The sequence below is a fragment of the Photobacterium sp. TLY01 genome, assembly GCF_021432065.1.
Taxonomy (GTDB): Bacteria; Pseudomonadota; Gammaproteobacteria; order Enterobacterales; family Vibrionaceae; genus Photobacterium; species Photobacterium halotolerans_A.
The window spans coordinates 1,283,376-1,301,488 of record NZ_CP090364.1; the positions used below are offsets into that span (position 1 = coordinate 1,283,376).

13 protein-coding genes are annotated in these 18,113 nt (G+C 50.0%); 10 read left to right on the top strand and 3 right to left on the bottom strand.

Features of this window, described 5'->3' with window-relative positions:
- Nucleotides 1-10 precede the first annotated feature (10 nt).
- Entirely contained in the window at nt 11-2,023 is a 2,013-nt protein-coding gene (locus LN341_RS06360; protein WP_234204444.1) for a urocanate hydratase, read from the top strand.
- A gap of 679 nt (nt 2,024-2,702) precedes the next feature.
- On the top strand, nt 2,703-4,070 hold the full coding sequence (locus LN341_RS06365) for a hypothetical protein (protein WP_234204445.1): 1,368 nt from the start codon (nt 2,703-2,705) through the stop codon (nt 4,068-4,070).
- Nucleotides 4,071-4,185: 115 nt separating this feature from the next.
- Here the strand turns inward: LN341_RS06365 and LN341_RS06370 are convergent, their stop codons facing one another.
- Nucleotides 4,186-5,541, bottom strand: a complete 1,356-nt coding sequence (locus LN341_RS06370) for an MBL fold metallo-hydrolase (protein ID WP_234204446.1) — start codon at nt 5,539-5,541, stop codon at nt 4,186-4,188.
- A gap of 344 nt (nt 5,542-5,885) precedes the next feature.
- Here LN341_RS06370 and slyA point away from each other — a divergent pair, with 344 nt between their 5' ends.
- The 4 genes from slyA to LN341_RS06390 all read left to right on the top strand — a co-directional run bounded on the left by slyA (nt 5,886) and on the right by LN341_RS06390 (nt 10,288).
- Nucleotides 5,886-6,359 carry a transcriptional regulator SlyA gene (gene slyA / locus LN341_RS06375; RefSeq protein ID WP_027252476.1) on the top strand — a complete coding sequence of 158 codons (474 nt, stop codon included), beginning with the start codon at nt 5,886-5,888 and terminating at the stop codon, nt 6,357-6,359.
- A gap of 16 nt (nt 6,360-6,375) precedes the next feature.
- On the top strand, nt 6,376-7,434 hold the full coding sequence (locus LN341_RS06380; RefSeq protein WP_234204447.1) for an HlyD family secretion protein: 1,059 nt from the start codon (nt 6,376-6,378) through the stop codon (nt 7,432-7,434).
- A 12-nt stretch (nt 7,435-7,446) separates the two neighbouring features.
- Entirely contained in the window at nt 7,447-8,484 is a 1,038-nt protein-coding gene (locus LN341_RS06385) for a DUF2955 domain-containing protein (protein WP_234204448.1), read from the top strand.
- A gap of 187 nt (nt 8,485-8,671) precedes the next feature.
- On the top strand, nt 8,672-10,288 hold the full coding sequence (locus tag LN341_RS06390) for a methyl-accepting chemotaxis protein (protein WP_234204449.1): 1,617 nt from the start codon (nt 8,672-8,674) through the stop codon (nt 10,286-10,288).
- Nucleotides 10,289-10,332: 44 nt separating this feature from the next.
- On the opposite strand, the gene LN341_RS06395 is transcribed toward LN341_RS06390, so the two are convergent.
- Together LN341_RS06395 and LN341_RS06400 are read right to left on the bottom strand one after the other, a co-directional pair.
- Nucleotides 10,333-11,883 carry a cyclic diguanylate phosphodiesterase gene (locus LN341_RS06395; protein WP_234204450.1) on the bottom strand — a complete coding sequence of 517 codons (1,551 nt, stop codon included), beginning with the start codon at nt 11,881-11,883 and terminating at the stop codon, nt 10,333-10,335.
- 249 nt (nt 11,884-12,132) lie between these two features.
- Complete coding sequence (locus LN341_RS06400) at nt 12,133-13,590, bottom strand: diguanylate cyclase domain-containing protein (protein WP_234204451.1); 1,458 nt, start codon at nt 13,588-13,590, stop codon at nt 12,133-12,135.
- A gap of 343 nt (nt 13,591-13,933) precedes the next feature.
- Here LN341_RS06400 and LN341_RS06405 point away from each other — a divergent pair, with 343 nt between their 5' ends.
- The 4 genes from LN341_RS06405 (at nt 13,934) to LN341_RS06420 (ending at nt 18,066) form a co-directional block, all read left to right on the top strand.
- Nucleotides 13,934-14,452: a GNAT family N-acetyltransferase gene (locus LN341_RS06405; RefSeq protein WP_234204452.1), complete on the top strand. Its 519-nt coding sequence runs from the start codon at nt 13,934-13,936 to the stop codon at nt 14,450-14,452.
- Between the two features lie 43 nt (nt 14,453-14,495).
- Nucleotides 14,496-15,077, top strand: coding sequence for a GNAT family N-acetyltransferase (locus LN341_RS06410; RefSeq protein ID WP_234204453.1), 582 nt, complete (start codon nt 14,496-14,498; stop codon nt 15,075-15,077).
- 179 nt (nt 15,078-15,256) lie between these two features.
- Nucleotides 15,257-17,596, top strand: coding sequence for a membrane-bound PQQ-dependent dehydrogenase, glucose/quinate/shikimate family (locus tag LN341_RS06415; protein WP_234204454.1), 2,340 nt, complete (start codon nt 15,257-15,259; stop codon nt 17,594-17,596).
- 8 nt (nt 17,597-17,604) lie between these two features.
- Nucleotides 17,605-18,066, top strand: coding sequence for a DUF1772 domain-containing protein (locus LN341_RS06420; protein WP_234204455.1), 462 nt, complete (start codon nt 17,605-17,607; stop codon nt 18,064-18,066).
- Nucleotides 18,067-18,113: the final 47 nt, after the last annotated feature.

Below are 18,113 nucleotides of genomic sequence, written 5' to 3' on the forward strand. Positions count from 1 at the left end.
GCCTGTAAGAATGGACACTGTAATCAATTTTCAAGAACAAATTCGACAAGGGATCCCAAGCGTACTGCCGGAGGCTAAACCGTATCCGGCCGGTGTGAACCGTGCGCCCAAACGCAAAGACATTCTGACGCCGGAAGAAAAGCAATTGGCCATTCGCAATGCATTGCGTTATTTCCCGAAAGAATGGCATCAGGAACTGGCTGCGGAGTTTGCCCAGGAACTGAAAGATTTTGGCCGCATTTACATGTACCGTTTCAAGCCGAACTACGATCTGAAAGCGCGCGCTATTTCAGATTATCCGGCGAAATGCGAGCAGGCCGCCGCCATCATGCTGATGATCGATAACAACCTGGATCCGGCTGTGGCGCAGCACCCGGAAGAGCTCATCACTTACGGTGGTAACGGTGCGGTCTTCCAGAACTGGGCCCAATACCTGCTGACCATGAAATACTTAAGTGAAATGGAAAGCGACCAGACGCTGCATTTGTACTCAGGTCATCCGATGGGTCTGTTCCCGTCGTCAGAAGATGCACCGCGCGTTGTGGTGACCAACGGCATGATGATCCCGAATTACTCAAAGCCGGATGACTGGGAAAAATTCAACGCATTAGGCGTGACGCAATACGGCCAGATGACCGCAGGTTCGTTTATGTATATCGGCCCGCAGGGGATCGTCCACGGTACCACCATCACGGTGATGAACGCCTTCCGCAAGGTGCTGGAAAAAGGTCAAAGCCCGAAAGGGAAGATTTTCCTGACCGCGGGTTTGGGTGGCATGAGCGGTGCACAACCTAAAGCGGGTAACATCGCCAACTGTATTACGGTCTGTGCGGAAGTGAACCCGAAAGCGGCGATAAAACGCCATGAGCAAGGCTGGGTGGACGAGCTGGTCGACAATATGGATGCGCTCGTTGCGCGTGTGCGTGAAGCGCAAGCCAACGACGAAGTGGTCTCGATTGCCTTTATCGGCAACGTGGTGGATGTGTGGGAAACCTTCTACGAGAAGGACATTTTCATCCATCTGGGTTCGGACCAGACCTCGCTGCACAACCCTTGGTCAGGCGGTTACTATCCGGTTGACATCAGCTATGACGAATCGAACCGCCTGATTCGTGAAGAGCCAGAGCTGTTCAAGGTCAAAGTGCAAGAAACACTGAAGCGTCATGCGGATGCGGTCAATAAACACACAGCCCGCGGCACTTATTTCTTTGACTACGGCAATGCTTTCCTGCTTGAAGCGTCGCGTGCCGGTGGCGATGTGATGGCGGAAAACGGCATCGACTTTAAATACCCGTCCTACGTACAGGACATTCTGGGTCCTATGTGTTTTGACTATGGGTTTGGCCCGTTCCGTTGGGTCTGTACTTCAGGCAAGCCGGAAGATCTGGACAGAACCGATGCGATTGCCGCTGAGGTGCTGAACAAGATCATGGCCGAGTCGCCAGAAGAAATTCAGCAGCAGATGCAAGACAATATCACCTGGATCAAAGATGCGAAGCAAAACAAGCTGGTCGTCGGTTCACAAGCGCGTATTCTGTACGCTGATTCACAAGGCCGTATGGAAATTGCCAATGCGTTTAACGATGCGATCAATCGCGGTGAAATCGGTCCTGTCGTCCTGGGCCGCGATCACCACGACGTTAGTGGCACGGATTCACCATTCCGTGAAACGTCAAACATCTATGATGGCAGCCGCTTTACGGCGGATATGGCCATCCACAACGTGATTGGTGACGGCTTCCGCGGCGCGACCTGGGTCTCGATCCATAACGGTGGCGGTGTTGGCTGGGGTGAAGTGATCAACGGCGGCTTTGGCATGTTGCTTGACGGCAGTGAAAGTGCTGAACGCAGGCTGAAGTCTATGTTGCTGTTCGATGTCAACAATGGCATTGCACGTCGCAGCTGGGCGCGTAACAAGGAAGCGAACTTCGCCATTCAGCGCGAAATGGCAAGAACGCCTAAGCTCAAAGTGACATTAGCGAACCAGGTTGATGATGAGATTATCAACAAACTGACATTCTAAATCAGTTGTCACTCATTGTTTCCTGAAAGCCCCGTTTTGACGGGGCTTTTTTTTGCCACCCCTATATCAGCTGTTTGATTCATTGTTTTGTGTTGGGTTTTCACGTGAATAAGCCCTTGTTGGGTTCAGTAAATGAGGTATTTATCTGTTTGGTGCGTTTGATGACTAATTTTTCTGGGATGAATTTTTTATATTATTCTCTGACTTTTATTTAGTTGCATATTATTGGGAATGCTTAACCTGTTTATAATTTACCTGGCGAATTACCTGAGCTTGTTGTTCTGTATTTTGTGTTCCGTTAGCATTTATTTATTTTGAATTCACAGCATTAATTTGCGTGATGGTAGTCACAATAATATCAATTGTCAGGAACTATTGGCGAGTAGTTAGATTTTTTTGTTTTGTGTCAGTGGCTTGTTAAATTTTATGTTTCTAGAATGCTCATCACTCGGTGACAATTTTCATTTTCAACCAACAGAATTGCCGAAGTGATGTTAATTATTCAATAGTGAAAAGTTTTGTTTCATTATTGATGTTAATATTAATTATTTTGTTTGAGTGTCATGGTAGCGAATCATCTTGGTTTATGAGTTATTCGCAGTGTTTCATGCTTTTAAAATGATTGTTTAATATATTAATAATAGAGAATTGTTGAATGTCTCAGTTTTTGCCCCTGTATTTGGATGAAGGAAAACAAAAGGCTATAAAAGCAAAAAAACACATATGCAGAGGGACAACAACAATGAAAAGAAAATTATTAAATTTGTCGATTGTGGCAGCGCTGGGTTTTGCGATCAGTGCTTGTGGCGGTGGCAGCGATAAATCCAGTAACGATACAGCAAATAACAATTCATCAGGTGGCAATCAAACGCAATCTGGCGATGTATCTACCGGTCGTTTGATTGATGCTGCGGTTCAAGGTATGGATTATGTGACTGCGACCCAGAGCGGTACCACCAATGCAAATGGTGAGTTCAGCTATAAGCCGGGTGAAAAAGTCACTTTCAAAATGGGTGGTCACAGTTTTACTTCGGTAGATGCCGGGAATGTCATTACCCCATTGGAGTTAGCTGGCACAGATGATATCAATGATAATGCGGTTGTGAATATCGTCCGTCTGCTGATGACCTTAGATTCAGACGGTAACCCTTCGAATGGTATTTCTATCGATGCCACAGTGAAAAACACAGCATCGCAAATTAACTTTGATGTAGACCCTGATGTTTTTGGCGATGATGACAATGTTCAGTTTTTGATTGATCAGGCGGGTGAAACTGAATTAACTTCGAAAGAAGATGCGATTAACCATTTTGAAACAAGCCTGAGTTCAACAACGGCTGACTTGAAAGGGATGTTCTCTTTAGATGATGGTGGTGAAGGCTATACCGGTCTGGTGAACATCTTCCCGAATGGTCATTATCTGGTGGCTGAATATGAGGAAGAAGATGGCGGTGTTTGGCAGGGCTTCCAGTACGGTACCGTCAAACTGTCTGGCACTGATTTCAAAGGGAAGAAACTCTACTGGGAAAACCATAGTGGGGTGGGTGAAACGGGCGATGCCTTTGATGGCGGCTTGGACAGTGGCGATGTCATCACCAATTTCGTGGTGACTGATGCGTCACTCGCGCTGACATGGACAGACCCGGAGCCGGATGAAGGCGATGATGCGACCAACAATGAAACCTTCCCCCGCTTAGCAACGCCTGGCAATGGGATTGTCGGTAGCTGGGAATTGAAGGAAGACAATGGCGGACATGTTGTTTTTAACTTCCGTGAGGACGGTAAGTTTGTTTTGGTTCAAATGGTTGATGGTGAAGCAGTTGAGGGCGAAAAAGGACATATCGGTGCTGAATTTGGTACCTATACCTATGACAGTGGCGTTCTCAACCTGGAACTGACCTTTGATGGTTCGGGTGGCAGTTTAGTGTTCGATGAAGGGATCGAGGGAGATACAAGATCGCTTGATTCTGTTGTAAGCAGTGAAGCTGATGATCTGACCATCACTTTTGGTGCTGAGGAGACATTAACCTTCAACCGCTTGCTGTAATCACTAGTTCACCACACAACGCCAGTCTGCGCTCTGACGCATTCTGGCGTTTTTTCTGACAAATCCCTTGTTTGTTATAGCCTTCGCTTTTTCATTCATCGGATTCACCCTGCAGTTACAGCCGCAAAATACTCCAGTAACCCGCCACATCGACGGTAAATTTTGTCTGTTCCTGTAAATGCACACGCAGCGCTTCGAGGGCTTCGGGGTCGCCGTGAATCAGCTGAATGGGTGTCTTTTTCGCCAGTGCCGATTGCTGTAACCATTGGGTCAGTTCAAGGTAATCCGCATGACCAGACAGGCTGGAAAGCATTTTGATTGAGGCACGCAGCGGTATCCATTCGCCGTGGATTTTCACTGTCTCAACACCTGCCAGCATTTTTGCACCCCGTGTCCCTCCTGCCTGATAACCGGTAAACAAGACGGTGGTTTTGGGGCTGCTGAGCAAGCGTTTGAAGTGGTGCAGAATGCGTCCTCCCGTTGCCATCCCGCTGCCGGCAAGAATGATGTGCGGGAAGGCTTGTTTTTCAATCGCCTTCGACTCATCTACGGTACGGATATAAATAATGTCATTACACATGCGATGACATTCGTCGGCATTGAGCCGGTGCTGTTCATGGTACTGGCAAAAAATATCAGAGACTTGAACGGCCATCGGGCTATCAAGGTAAACGGGGATTCTGGGGATTCTCTTTTCTTCCATCAAGGTTGCCAGCATATGTTGCAAAGCCTGTGCCCGTCCCACCGCGAAGGCAGGGATCAGTAAGACGCCACCCTGGTTCGCAACCTGGTTGACGATCTCTGCCAGTTCTTCAAATGGGTCTTGCTTCTCGTGCTGCCGGTTGCCGTAAGTAGACTCCATCAGGAGAAGATCAAGCGCGGGTAGCGGGCGGGGAGGCCTCATCAGCACATCGTGAAAGCGGCCGACATCCCCGGAAAATCCCACGCGCTTTCCTTCCGCTTCAACAATGATACTGGCAGCACCGAGAATGTGTCCCGCGGGCTGCAGATAAAAACGGATATCTCCGACTTCGATCGGTTCGTCAAAATCTACCGGCTGAAACAGCGCCATGCAGTCTTCCGCGTTCTGCCTGTCGTAGAGTGGCTCTGACTGTTCATGCTTGCCCAAATGGTGTTTGTTGTAATACCTGGCGTCTTCTTCGTGGATATGGCCGCTGTCTGCCAGCAAAATACGGCACAGATCTTTGGTCGCGTGATGCGTATAGACCGGGCCGCGAAAGCCGTGTTTGTAAAGCACAGGCAGATAACCAGAGTGGTCGAGATGAGCATGGGTTAACAAAGCGGCGTCGAGTTTTTCGATATCCATAGGCAATGTTTGCCAATTGCGTTCCCGCAACCACTTATAGCCCTGAAACAGACCACAATCGATCAGCACGCTTGTTCGTTCTGTCTCCAAAAGAAACTTGGATCCCGTCACCGTTTCAGTACCACCCAGAAAAGTTATCTTCATTGAGACCTCGCTTTCTTAAGTTTGAGCGATTCCACATTGTCGGGCGTGGCTTTATTGCTCAAAGCGTCGTGCTGATGGGGATTGGGCTGTGTAACGAGATTTGCCCTTCGTTAAATGGCCACGGCTATCGGTTAGATTAGGTACGACGGGCACCTTATTCAAGGCGCTTGGGTCTGCGACCATAACCATTGCTGACCGTTTGAGATTATCCCGCCTTCTTATCAGCGATTTGCGTTGCGTCTTAGTGCTCGTACAGCAAATGTGTGACTGAACTCACAGACTATTTACTTAGCCTGCTAACTATATTATATTGCTTAGCATGCTAAGTAATTTGGTGAGGCACCATGATTCAAGATATCAACATTCTTCGCGATCTGCCGTTAGCTGAGCAACTCAGCCGGGTTTCCCGCTTATGGAAGATGGTGGCAGACCGCGAACTGGCCCCGCTGGGCCTCACGCATCCGCGCTGGACGGCGTTGTGGAAACTGCAGCGATTGGGCGATCACGTCAGTCAGAAAACATTGGCAGAAGCGCTGGAAATTGAACTGGCCTCGCTGATGCGCACCTTAAAGCAGCTTGAAGCGCAATCGCTGATCACACGCCGTTGCTGCGACAGCGATAAGCGCGCCCGGATTGTCAGCCTGACGGAAGAAGGGCGGCAGCTGCTCACCCAGATGGAAGCGCGCATCATGCAGGTGCGTAAACAGCTGCTGTCGCACATTAACGACCAGGAACTACAGAAACTGGGTCTGATTCTGGAGCAGATTGCCCACAATGCGCTGGATTCTCTGAGCACAGAACACAATAACGATGAATAAGGAGAAATAAACTTCTATGACACCTGATCAAAAATTTGCCCGCTGGATTAAATACGCCTGTTTCGCATTTGTGTTGGTATTTGCCTATTTTTTGATGGCCGACCTGGCCATGCCTTTGACCCCACAAGCGATGGCAACCCGGGTGGTGACCAAAGTCGCTCCCCGAGTGAGTGGCCCGGTCACCGAAATACATGTGCATAATAATCAGACCGTTCATCAGGGCGATGTGCTGTTTGTTATCGACCCGGCTCCTTATCAACTGGCCGTCGAACAAGCTCGCCTGAATCTGGAAAAAGTGATCCAGAATAACAGCCAGCTCGATGCGTCTATTCTGGCCGCAAAGGCAGAAGTTGCGGCGAATGAAGCCATTTTGCAACAAAAAACACGCGAAGCGCATCGCCTGAGCACGCTGTTTCATCGTAACGGCACCTCACAACAACTGCGTGATGATGCCCAGAGTGCCGCTGTCGCAGCCAAAGCGAATTTGTCTGCCTCGCAAGCGCGCCTGAAAGAGCTTGAGGTCAGCCGGGGTGAAATCAGCGATAAAAATCTGAGCATTCGGGTAGCGAAAAATCAGCTGCAACAGGCAGAACTGAATCTTTCCTATACCCGGGTTGAAGCCAAACGAGACGGTGTGATCACCAACCTGCAGCTGGAGCAGGGTGCATACGCATCTGCCGGTAATCCGCTGGTGGCGCTGGTCTCAACGGATGTCGACATCATTGCCGATTTCCGGGAGAAGAGCCTGCGTCATTTCAGTAACGACAGTCAGGCGCTGGTTGCGTTTGACAGCCAGCCGGGACAGGTTTTTAGCGCACACATCAGCAGTTTGGATGCAGGTGTCAGTGCCGGTCAGTTTGATGCCAATGGCCGTCTTGCCACGCCGACCGAGTCGAACCGGTGGGTGCGCGATGCCCAGCGGATGCGTTTGCACCTGAGCATTGAAGGCGAAGCGCCGCAACACTTACCCGCCGGTGCGCGTGCCACGGTACAGCTGGTGCCGGACAGTGGCCTGTTTGCCTGGATGGCTAAAGCTCAGATTAAATTCCTCAGTGCGCTGCACTACATTTACTAAGCCGGAGGTGCCATGAAATTATGGGATCACCCGATGTCGGAAAACGATTTCCGTCAGTGTCTGCGGATTGCCACCGGTGCTACGCTCGGTTTTGTCATCAGTAAGATTTTCGGTTGGAACTACGGCGTCTTTTTTACGGTCACCCCCATGCTGCTGCTGGGGATGGTGCCCGTCATGAGCGCACATGCCGCGCGTCAGCTGTTGGCTGCGGCGATCGTGTGCGGGTTGGAAGTGGGAATACTGGGCGGGTTCTTTGGCGGGCATCCGGGCATGATGACTCTGATTGCTTTCGTGCTTTTTCTGTACAAATTTGCCTGTATGTCCAAAGGGACGCTTTTCCTGTTCGGAGCGAATAGCGTACTCAGCCTGAGCATTATGCTGCACTTTGCCAGTTATCCGAGTTCAGATTTGAATGATCTGATCTTCAGTAACCTGCTGGCCAATGTGCTGTCGGTGGTGATTGCTTATCTGATGACGTTTTTGATCCCGGATGCCGAACCTCGTCAGCCGCCCGCGCGTCCCAGCGAGCCCAAAGGGTCTCACCGGATGCGCCATGAAGCGCTGATGGGGGCCAGTATTGCGACCCTGTCGTTTCTGGTCTTTCAGATCTTTGATCTCAATGATTCGATGTCGGCTCAGGCCACCACCTTGTTACTGTTATTTCCGATGCACTGGAATGGTGCTTTGGGTTATGCCCGTAAACGGGCGATGGGCACAATCATGGGAGTCGCCTTTGGTATGGCAGGGCAGTTGTTATTGTATGACTGGTCCGGGATGCTGGTCTTGATCATTCCCTTGCTGTGGATAGGCGCCATGCTGTTCAGCTATATGCATGTTAAGGAATCCAGTGGTTCAGGTGCCGGCTTTGGCGGGCTGACAACGCTGGGAATTTTGTACGGGCAGTATCTGACACCGGGCAATGATCTGGTGTTCAGCGCACTCTACCGGGTGAGCAGTATCTTCTTCGCGATAGTGGCGACCTTGCTGGTGACCTACCTGATTCACCGTTTACTGAACAGCTTTGAAGCGACACGTTTCAGCGCGGCTTAGTCGCCGGTGTGATTCACCGATTCAGTCACAGGGCATGTTGTGATTTGTATATGATGTGTGTCACATATCATGTCGTTAAATTCTTGTCAGGTATAGCGTTTCAACTTTCTTTGATTTCAGATAACTCTTCCCCGGATTCCCTGCGTCAAAATACGTGCTTTGTTGCTTATTTTGACAGGGACATCACGTGAAACTCGGAAATATATCCATAAAAATCAAGCTGCAGTTGCTGGTGGCCATCGCCACCGGGATCATTGTATCTGTTTGTATTTACAATCTGGCGCAGCAGCACAGCGCTTCATTCAGCGAGCGTGAGGATAAGCTGCGTGCGCAGGTTGAAACCGCGCAGGGGATGATTGCTTTTTTTGCCGCGCAGACTTCTGACTTAGGTGCAGAGCAGGCGAAAAGGATGGCACTGAAGGCTATTGAACAGCTCAGGTATGATGGTGATAACTATTTCTGGGTGATCAACTCTGGACAACAAGTCATTATCCACCCGTTAAAGCCGGAATTAAACGGTGCTGATGCTTCTGCGATCCGCGATGGTTCGGGGAAATATCACTGGCGTGAGATGGCAAATATCGCAACGGTGACAGGTCAGGGATTTCTGGATTACACCTGGCGGGCACCGGATGGCCGGTTGCACGATAAAATATCTTACGTGATGTATGTGCCTGAGTGGGACTGGATCGTCGGCTCGGGTGTGCTGGTGTCGGATATTGACGATGCCTTTTACCGCAATCTGGTACAGGCATCGGTTTTTGCTGCTGTGGCTGTGTTCATTCTGGCATTGATGGGTTATCTGCTGGCACACGATATTGTTTCACCGCTGAATGCGCTGGTTGACAAGATTCATGTGATTGCAGATGGCGATCTGACAGTCAGGCTCAACAAAAAACGTCAGGATGAAATTGGAGAGATGGGGCGCGAGGTCGACCGCATGCTGGATAAACTGCAGGCGGCGCTCAAAGTGGCGCGGCAGTCTGCGGAGCAATCGCGCGAGATGGCTGGCCGGATTGCCGGCGCCAGTGAAGAAACGGCCACCAGTGTTGAATCTCAGCATGTGCAGCTTGAGCAGTTGTCGGCAGCAATGAATGAAATGTCGGCCACCATTAACGATGTCGCCCAGAATGCAGAAAATACCTCTGAGGCCACGGTACAGGTTGCCGGTCAGGCGCAGCAAAGCAGTGCCAGTATGAAATCCACCAGCGACAATATTCAGGCCGTGGCTGAAAATATCACGCAGGCCGACAGCTTCGTCAATGAGCTGCTACAAGGGGTAAAAGATATACATGCTGTGGTGAACGTGATTCAGGATGTCTCGGAACAGACCAATCTGCTGGCTTTGAATGCCGCGATTGAAGCGGCCAGAGCCGGTGAAATGGGACGCGGATTTGCCGTGGTGGCCGATGAGGTCAGAAATCTTGCCAGCCGCACTCAGCAGTCGACCTCAGAGGTTAAGGCCAGTATCGACAGACTGACCCGTATTGCAGAGCAATCAAGTCAAACCATGCAATCGAGCCATTTTCAGGCGGCAAGCTGTGTGGATGTTGCGCTTGAAACCCGGAGCACGTTTGAAAATATGGTGTCAGATCTGAATCAGACCACCGACAGAGTGGTGCTGATAGCGGCTGCAGCGGAACAGCAAGGCATCGTGGCGAATGAAATGAATGAAAATGTCAGCAGTATTCATCTGTCTGCCAATGCGATGAAGGAATCGTCCATGAACCTTGCTGAGGAAAGTCAGGCCATGGCGCAAGCCTCTGAATTACTGAACCAGCACCTGGCCTATTTTAAGGTGTAGCATTTTCCGGATTCGAACACGATGCGCGCGTCTGCTTGAATCCGTTATTCTTCAATGGGCTTATCTGCTGGTAAGCGTGTCTGCAGATCGCTCTGCTGCTTCATTTTTTCGATGAAGATCGCCGGTGGAAGTGGCTTATCGTAAAGATAGCCCTGGAAGAACTGAATCTTGTGTTGCTTGAGGTAAGCTTCCTGTGTCGTATTTTCCACCCCTTCTGCGACCACATCAATGTTCAGTCGGTTTGCCAGATCCACCACGTTATCGACAATATGGCTCGGCATATCTACTGAACCAATCAGGTGGGTAAAGCTCTTATCGATTTTAATAATGTCGAAGTTGAACTGGTTAATATAGGCCAGCGATGAATGACCGGTGCCGAAGTCATCCAGCGCAATCTGAACCCCCAGATGATGCAGTTTCTCGAACAGCAGAGCAGCATTGCCTGAATCTTGAATAAATTCTCTTTCTGTCAGTTCGGCAACCAGTTTGACTTTTCCTTCTGGAAAGGCAGAAATAAAACTCACACAGTCCTGATAGAAAAGCAGGTTATTACATTGGCCCGGGCTGATATTAATGGCCAGGTGAAAGCCGTCGGGCAGGTATTGATGATTCTGAAGTAAATAAGATTTCACGCTGCTCAGCACCTGAGTTGTCATGAGATTAATCAGACCAGTGTCTTCTGCCAGAGGAATAAATAAGTCAGGCATAATAAAACCCTGACTCGGGTGGCGCCAGCGCATTAATATTTCTGCGCCACAAATCCGGCCCTGAGCGTTCACGATTGGTTGCAGGTAAGGCAGAAACTCCTTTTCCTCTACGCCTCGTCTTAATTCTTCTTGAAGTGAACGCGGGCGTTTGAACTGGCGGTAACCATTGACACCGATGATAACGGCAAGCACAGAACACAGAAACATTGCTATATACAAGTGTGACAGCATGTAATCCAGATACATTTTCTGGCTGATCCGGGACGAAATCACAAACTCGTGATCCCGGGAATTCAATGCGATTAAAGTACCGTCTTTTGTTTCCGGGTAATACGTGGTGTATGTCATGCTTTGCTGATTATTTAACGTGATGGTTAAAGGTACTTTCTGTCCAATGGTCTTGAGTGTTTTTTTTATGTATTGGACATCAATGCTGGCGATGACATATTTTTCACCCACTTTTTCCCCGAGGAACAGAATTCTTTCGTTTGGGTTGAAATAATTGTGCGTGGTCAGAAATAATCGGGTAGCCACAATAATATGGGTGTTTGCATTTTTTGTTAAAGCATGATCGATCAGGGACGAACAGTAGATGTACTGATCTTTCACTAAATTGACTGTGCGAATGTTCGGGCTGAGCACTGCGATGTGCTTTAATTCAGTCGCTGTTGCAGGAGTACAGGTTGCGTCAAGCAGAGGAATGGCTCTGTTCACGGCAGTGTGGGCTTCATCGATGGTGTTTTGGAGAAGGGCATTCGCGATGTTGGCTTTTTCGCTGACAAGATCTTCCAGATTACTTCTGGCGTGCAGATAAATACCGCCCAAGCCAAGCGCCAGGATGCTGATTCCCAGTAAAAATGCCAGCAGGAAATGTTGATACCGAGTCAAAAAACGAATGGGAAACCAGTTTTTACAAGTGGATATCATGTGAATGCTATTCAAGAAGGAGTAAACAGAGTTACCCGGGTTGTGTGTTTTACACTTATTTTTAATTTTATCTCTGAAGCGGTGCGAATTTTACCGCATTCTGCTGGAATATTAAACATGGCTGACATGAATCCTGTGTTGATGAATTGATTAACATTCATGAATGCGTTGTTGTGATGACTTACTCTGCAGGTTTGATGCATCACACAATCAGATTTTCTGTGCGGAAATCTGTTGTTGTGCCAAGGCTAACTGGCACTGATTTTTACCGTTCCTTTTCGCACAGTACATGGCCTGATCTGCGTGTTTCAGCAGCGATTCTCGGGTTGTGCCGTGCGACGGATACATTGACACGCCTATGCTGACGCCGAGATGAAGCGGTTGATCTGCCATCATGAAAGGACGGCTGAACATGGCGAGTATTTTGTCAGCGAGCAGTGTTGCGGTATCGGTTGTTGCAATATTTTCCAGTATCAGGATAAATTCATCGCCGCCGATTCTGGCCACAGTATCTGTGTCTCTCAGTGAGTTCACTAACCTGAGGGAGACGGCTTTCAACAGTTTGTCGCCGGCATCATGACCAAATGTGTCATTCACGTCTTTAAATCCGTCCAGGTCGACAAACATTAAAGCCAGATTGCTATTGTTGTATTGGCAACGCAGGATGGCGCTGTCAATTTTTTCCTGAGCGTAGCGAAGTGTGGGCAGGTTGGTCAGCGCATCGTGATTGGCCATGTGCCTCAGCTGAGCTTCAGTCTGGCTGTGCTTTTTGAGTTCGTCGCGTAACCGGGTGATCCAGAATCCCAGCATCAGAATAATCACCACAGAAACGGCGGACCAGCGATACATCTCTGAAAAATCATGGCTCTCTACCAGCGTGAATTGTGTCCACCGTCGTGAGATCTCTCGGTGCTCTTCAGGGGTAATGGCCTGTACAGCCATGTTCATTAATGCAAGCAGTTCAGGTTTATCCTGTCTGACCCCGATAGTAATCGGCAGCGAAAAGTCGAGCTTAGCGATGATCTTTTTACGAAAGACATCCTCTTTCAGCTCATCGATCAGGGAATCTAACGGTGCCACGAAGGCGTACACTTTTTCTGTGTTCAGCAGATGCATGGCTTGCTGGGGCGTGGCAGCATAGATTTGCTGAATTTCCGGGTGAGCCGCCTGTAACCGGGTCATGACAGCCGTGTGCTCTGGCCCGGCAATGGCTTTTCCGGCCAGTTCATCCAAAGACGTCAGCATAGGCTTGTCGGGTTTGGCAACCAGCACATTGTGAATCAGATAATAAGGCGAGCTAAACGACAGGTACTGTTCCCGTTCCGGGGTCGGGCTGATCGCCGGGATGAAATCGCAGTGACCAAGTTGCAGGGCAGATAAGGCCTCTGTCCAGCTATTGGTGAAATATGGATGGAAAGTTACATCCAGATAAGCCTCAATCAGGTGCAGATAATCGGCAAAAATGCCTTTGTGCTGGGCTTGTTCCTGATAATCATACGGACGCCAGGCAGGGTTAAAACAATAGTACACGGGCTGTGAAGCCAGTTCGTTTGCCGAAAGTTCGTGCTCGGCCAAAGGTTGTCTCAGTGGATTCTGATGAGAGGCGCTCACGATTGCCGGGGTAAATCCAGTCAACAATACAACAAGCTTGAGAAACTGATTTCTCATTACTCCTCCCTGAGAACTGCAATGCATACCACTGTTTTAGAGAAAATGAATGTAACGAGTTGTTTGATTTTTGACCAGGCTCCCACAAGTCTAATTCAGGAAAAAAATTAAGCAGGTCGAAATGACAAAAATTTAATCTTCTGCACAAAGTTTGATTCCCACCGTTTATTGATTAACAGGTAAATGCAGAAAGATCACTGCATTAAGCGAAATAGGTCATGTATTGAAAGAGTGAATTTCATTCATGCATATCATTTATGCAACTGAGTTTTGTGCATTTATATTACTGGTGTAAGGTGGCGGATTGAAGAAAAGCAGTGGAAGCATCATAAGCGGGGTAAATATGATCATCAGACAGGTTTCATTGAACGATGCAGAAAAGCTGGTGGCATTGTTTCATTTGCTCGATACCGAGACGGCTTTCATGCTGTTTGAACCTGGAGAACGTCAACTGACGGCAGAGCAGCAAAGAAAGCAGCTGTCGGAATTCGTGGATTCAAATCAGCAAACCATGTTCGTTGCTGAAAATGATGCGGGTGAAATAGCCGGTTTTATTGTCGGAGTGGGTGGCAAAATGAACCGGATCAGGCACTCACTTTACTGCGTGATTGGCCTTCGAAACAGCGCTCAGGGTAAGGGAATCGGCCGGCAACTGATGACGACTTTAGAAGCGTGGGCTTCCCATCATGATTTTCACCGTCTTGAGCTGACGGTAATGGCCCATAATGCAAGGGCTCGTCAGCTCTACACATCTGCCGGGTTTTCTGAGGAAGGGATCAAGCGGGATGCGATGCGGGTGGATGGCAAGTATGTTGATGAAATCTATATGGCTAAATTGCTGAACGCGAATTCAGCGAAGTGATCACATGGCGGTGATCGCTATACAAAACACAGGGAAATAACCGATGATTGAAAAATTAAAGAGAGATATTTGTCAGCTGCAGACTGAAAGACTCCTCATCCGGCAATGGCAAGCGGATGACCACGCGCCGTTTGCCGCCATGTGTGCAGACCCGCAGGTCATGCGTTATTTTCCTGCAACCCTGAGCGAAGACGAAAGCGTTCAGCTAGCACAGAAAGCGACTGCACTGATTGAGGAGAATGGCTGGGGCTTTTGGGCAGTTGAGAGAAAGGATACCCGTGAGTTTATTGGCTTTGTCGGTTTGCATTATCAGGATCTGGATATCCCCGAGACTCCCTTTATCGAAATTGGCTGGCGACTGGCTGCTGATCAATGGGGGAAAGGGTTCGCACAAGAAGCTGCACAAGCGGCCTTGCGTTATGCGTTTGAGGATCTGCAGGCACCTGCCGTTTATGCGTTTACCACCTTAGCCAATCAGCCTTCCCGGCGTGTGATGCAGAAACTGGGCATGACGGATTGTCAGAAAAATTTTATGCATCCTAAATTGCCGCGTGATCACGCGCTGGCAGAACATTGCCTGTACCGAATGACACGGCAAGTGTGGCTGCGGTTGAATCAAGGCTGACGGACTGTGTTGTCCTGCTTGACCTGGCGGCATTGCGCGATATTTCCTCAACCACATCTGATTGAATTTCAGTACTTCTTTTCCACATAGTCTACGCTTTTTTAGGTACGGTCAGCGTGTCAGCGACCCATTTTGCTTACCGTCCGAATTGGCCGAATCATACAAGAAGGAAAAGGCGCATGGGATTCATCGCATTTCTGTATCTCCTCATCGGGTTGGTGCTGTTTGGGGGCGGTCTGTGGCTGATCTCCCTGGGGGGCAGCTGGTATTTTGCCATCGCTGGCGTGGTCTTTTTGCTGGTTGCTGCCAAAGTCAGAACCAAGCGGGGGAACGCGCAGATCCTGTACGGCCTGTTTTTGCTGGCATCGCTGATCTGGTCTTTGTGGGAATCTGGTTACGACTGGTGGCCATTGGCAAGCCGGATGGGGTTGCTGCTGGTATTGGGTATCCCGCTGCTGTTTTCCTTCCGCCTGATGGGGCGAACCCGAATCAGCCGTCTGACCGCGTACTGGTGGTTAGTGGCATTGGTTACGCTTGGCAGTATATTCAACGAGACCCACACACTTGAAGGTCAGCTCAACACATCCACGATTGTTCAGTCTCCGAAACTGGGGCAGGTACCTGCAGCGGACTGGTATAGCTACGGTCGCAGCAATCTGGGACAGCGTTACTCGCCGCTGGAGAGGATTACCCCGCAGAATGTCCGTCATTTGGAGCAGGCCTGGCAGTATCAAACGGGTGATGTCAAAAGAAAAGGGGATATCGGTGAATTTACCTATGAGGCCACGCCGCTAAAGGTTGGCAATACCCTCTACTTATGCACGCCCCACAACTGGCTGGTGGCACTGGATGCCGACAGCGGCGAACAGCGTTGGGTGTATAACGCCAAGGTTGGTGAGGACAATCAGCGCCAGCACCAGACGTGTCGTGGCGTGTCTTATCTTGCCCCTCAGGCGGGAGAGCCAGCCATGATGTTGCAATCCGGTTCCGGTGCTGCGGAAACATTGGCCAGTATGGATTGCGATGCACAGCTTTTTTTGCCGACCTCAGATGCCAAGCTGATCGCGCTGGACCCGGCCACCGGCGCGCGCTGTAAAAACTTCGCTGAGGACGGGGTGCTGGACTTACTGCACAACATGCCCTTTCCCAAATCCGGCTACTATTATTCCACATCCCCGCCTGTAGTGGCGAAAGGAGTCGTGGTTGTCGCTGGCTCAGTCAATGATAACTATGACATCAACTCGCCATCGGGTGTGATTCGTGCCTACGATGTCAAAACCGGGGCGTTGAAGTGGAACTGGGACTCAGCCAATCCAACAGAGACCCAGCCGATTGCCAAAGACAAACTCTATGCGACCAGCTCGCCGAACAGTTGGTCTGTCGCCAGTGCTGACGAAGCGCTGGGCCTGATTTACATCCCTATGGGCAACCGTACGCCTGATCAACTGGGTATGTACCGCACCCCAGAGGAGGAGATGTATGCCTCTTCTGTGGTGGCATTGCGCCTGGATAATGGCCAGCCTGCCTGGGTACAGCAGTTTGTTCATCATGATTTGTGGGATATGGATACTCCGGCGCAACCCAGTCTGCTTGATATTCAGACCGATAGTGGTCTGGTGCCCGGGCTGGTTGTCCCGACAAAACAGGGGGATGTCTATGTACTGAATCGGCAGACGGGGCAGCCCATTCATCCGATCACCGAAGTGGCAGCGCCTCAGGGAACGATTGAGGGCGATTTTGCCTCTCCGACCCAGCCTGAGTCAGCGCTGAACTTTAATCCGCCACCGCTGGAAGAGAAAGACATGTGGGGCGCCACGCTGATTGATCAGCTCTACTGCCGTATTCAGTTTCGTCAGCTGCGTTATGAAGGGCGTTATACGCCGCCCTCAGAGCAGGGCACTATCGTCTTTCCCGGTAACTTCGGTGTCTTTAACTGGGGCGGAATAGCCGTGGATCCAGAGCGGCAGGTCATGTTCGGTATGCCGCTCTATCTGGCGTTTACATCCACCTTAATTAAGAAAGACAGCAGTGCCTCGCTGGGCGAAGTGAACGTGGGAGAGCATGGTGTGAATGCCAACGAAGGCGCTGATTACGCCGTCAGCCTGAAACCTTTCTTATCACCTTTGGGCGTGCCTTGTCAGCAACCACCCTGGGGCTATGTGGCCGGTGCCGATCTGAGCCAGGGTAAAGTGGTCTACAAGCATAAAAACGGGACCATTCGCGATCTGACCCCCTTGCCACTGCCCATTGAAATGGGCGTTCCCGGCATAGGCGGGCCAATCATTACTAAAGGCGGTGTTGTCTTTATGGCTGCCGCAGTCGATAACTATCTGCGTGCCTATGATCTCAGTGACGGCGAAGAAATATGGAAAGCCCGTCTGCCCGCGGGTGGACAGGCCACGCCTATGACGTACCTCAACAGCCAGGGCGAACAGATGGTGGTGATTGTGGCCGGAGGCCATGGTTCAATCGGCACCACCCTTGGCGACTATGTTGTTGCCTTTAAGCTGAAAAAATAGCGGAAACCATGATGTCTTTTGTGGTGACTGGCGCGGAACTCTCCGGCGCACTGGCGGCATTCAGCGCCAGCCTGTTTTGCGGCGCTGCCTGTTATATCAGTATTGCTGAGCATCCTGCGAGGCTGGAATGTGGCGCAGAAATAGCGGCAACTGAATTCAGTCCCAGTTATCGCCGTGCCGCCAGAATGCAGTTCAGTCTGGCGTTATGCTCGGCATTTGCTGCGGTGACAGCGGCGGCTTTAGGCAGTTCGATGCTGTGGTTATTGGGCGGAGCGCTGATAGCTGCGGTGATACCCTTTACTTACCTGATGATTATGCCGCTGAATAAACAGCTTCAGTCACCGGCACTCAAAAAGCAGTCCAGCACAACCTACATGTTGTTAGCGCACTGGGGGAGGCTGCACGCAATAAGATCCGCCATGAGTCTGCTGGCCTGTCTGGTTTATTATGCGGCTCTGATACTGGATTAGCGGCGCCGGTGTTTGTCCGGCTTCTGAACGGAGCCGGATCAAAGATA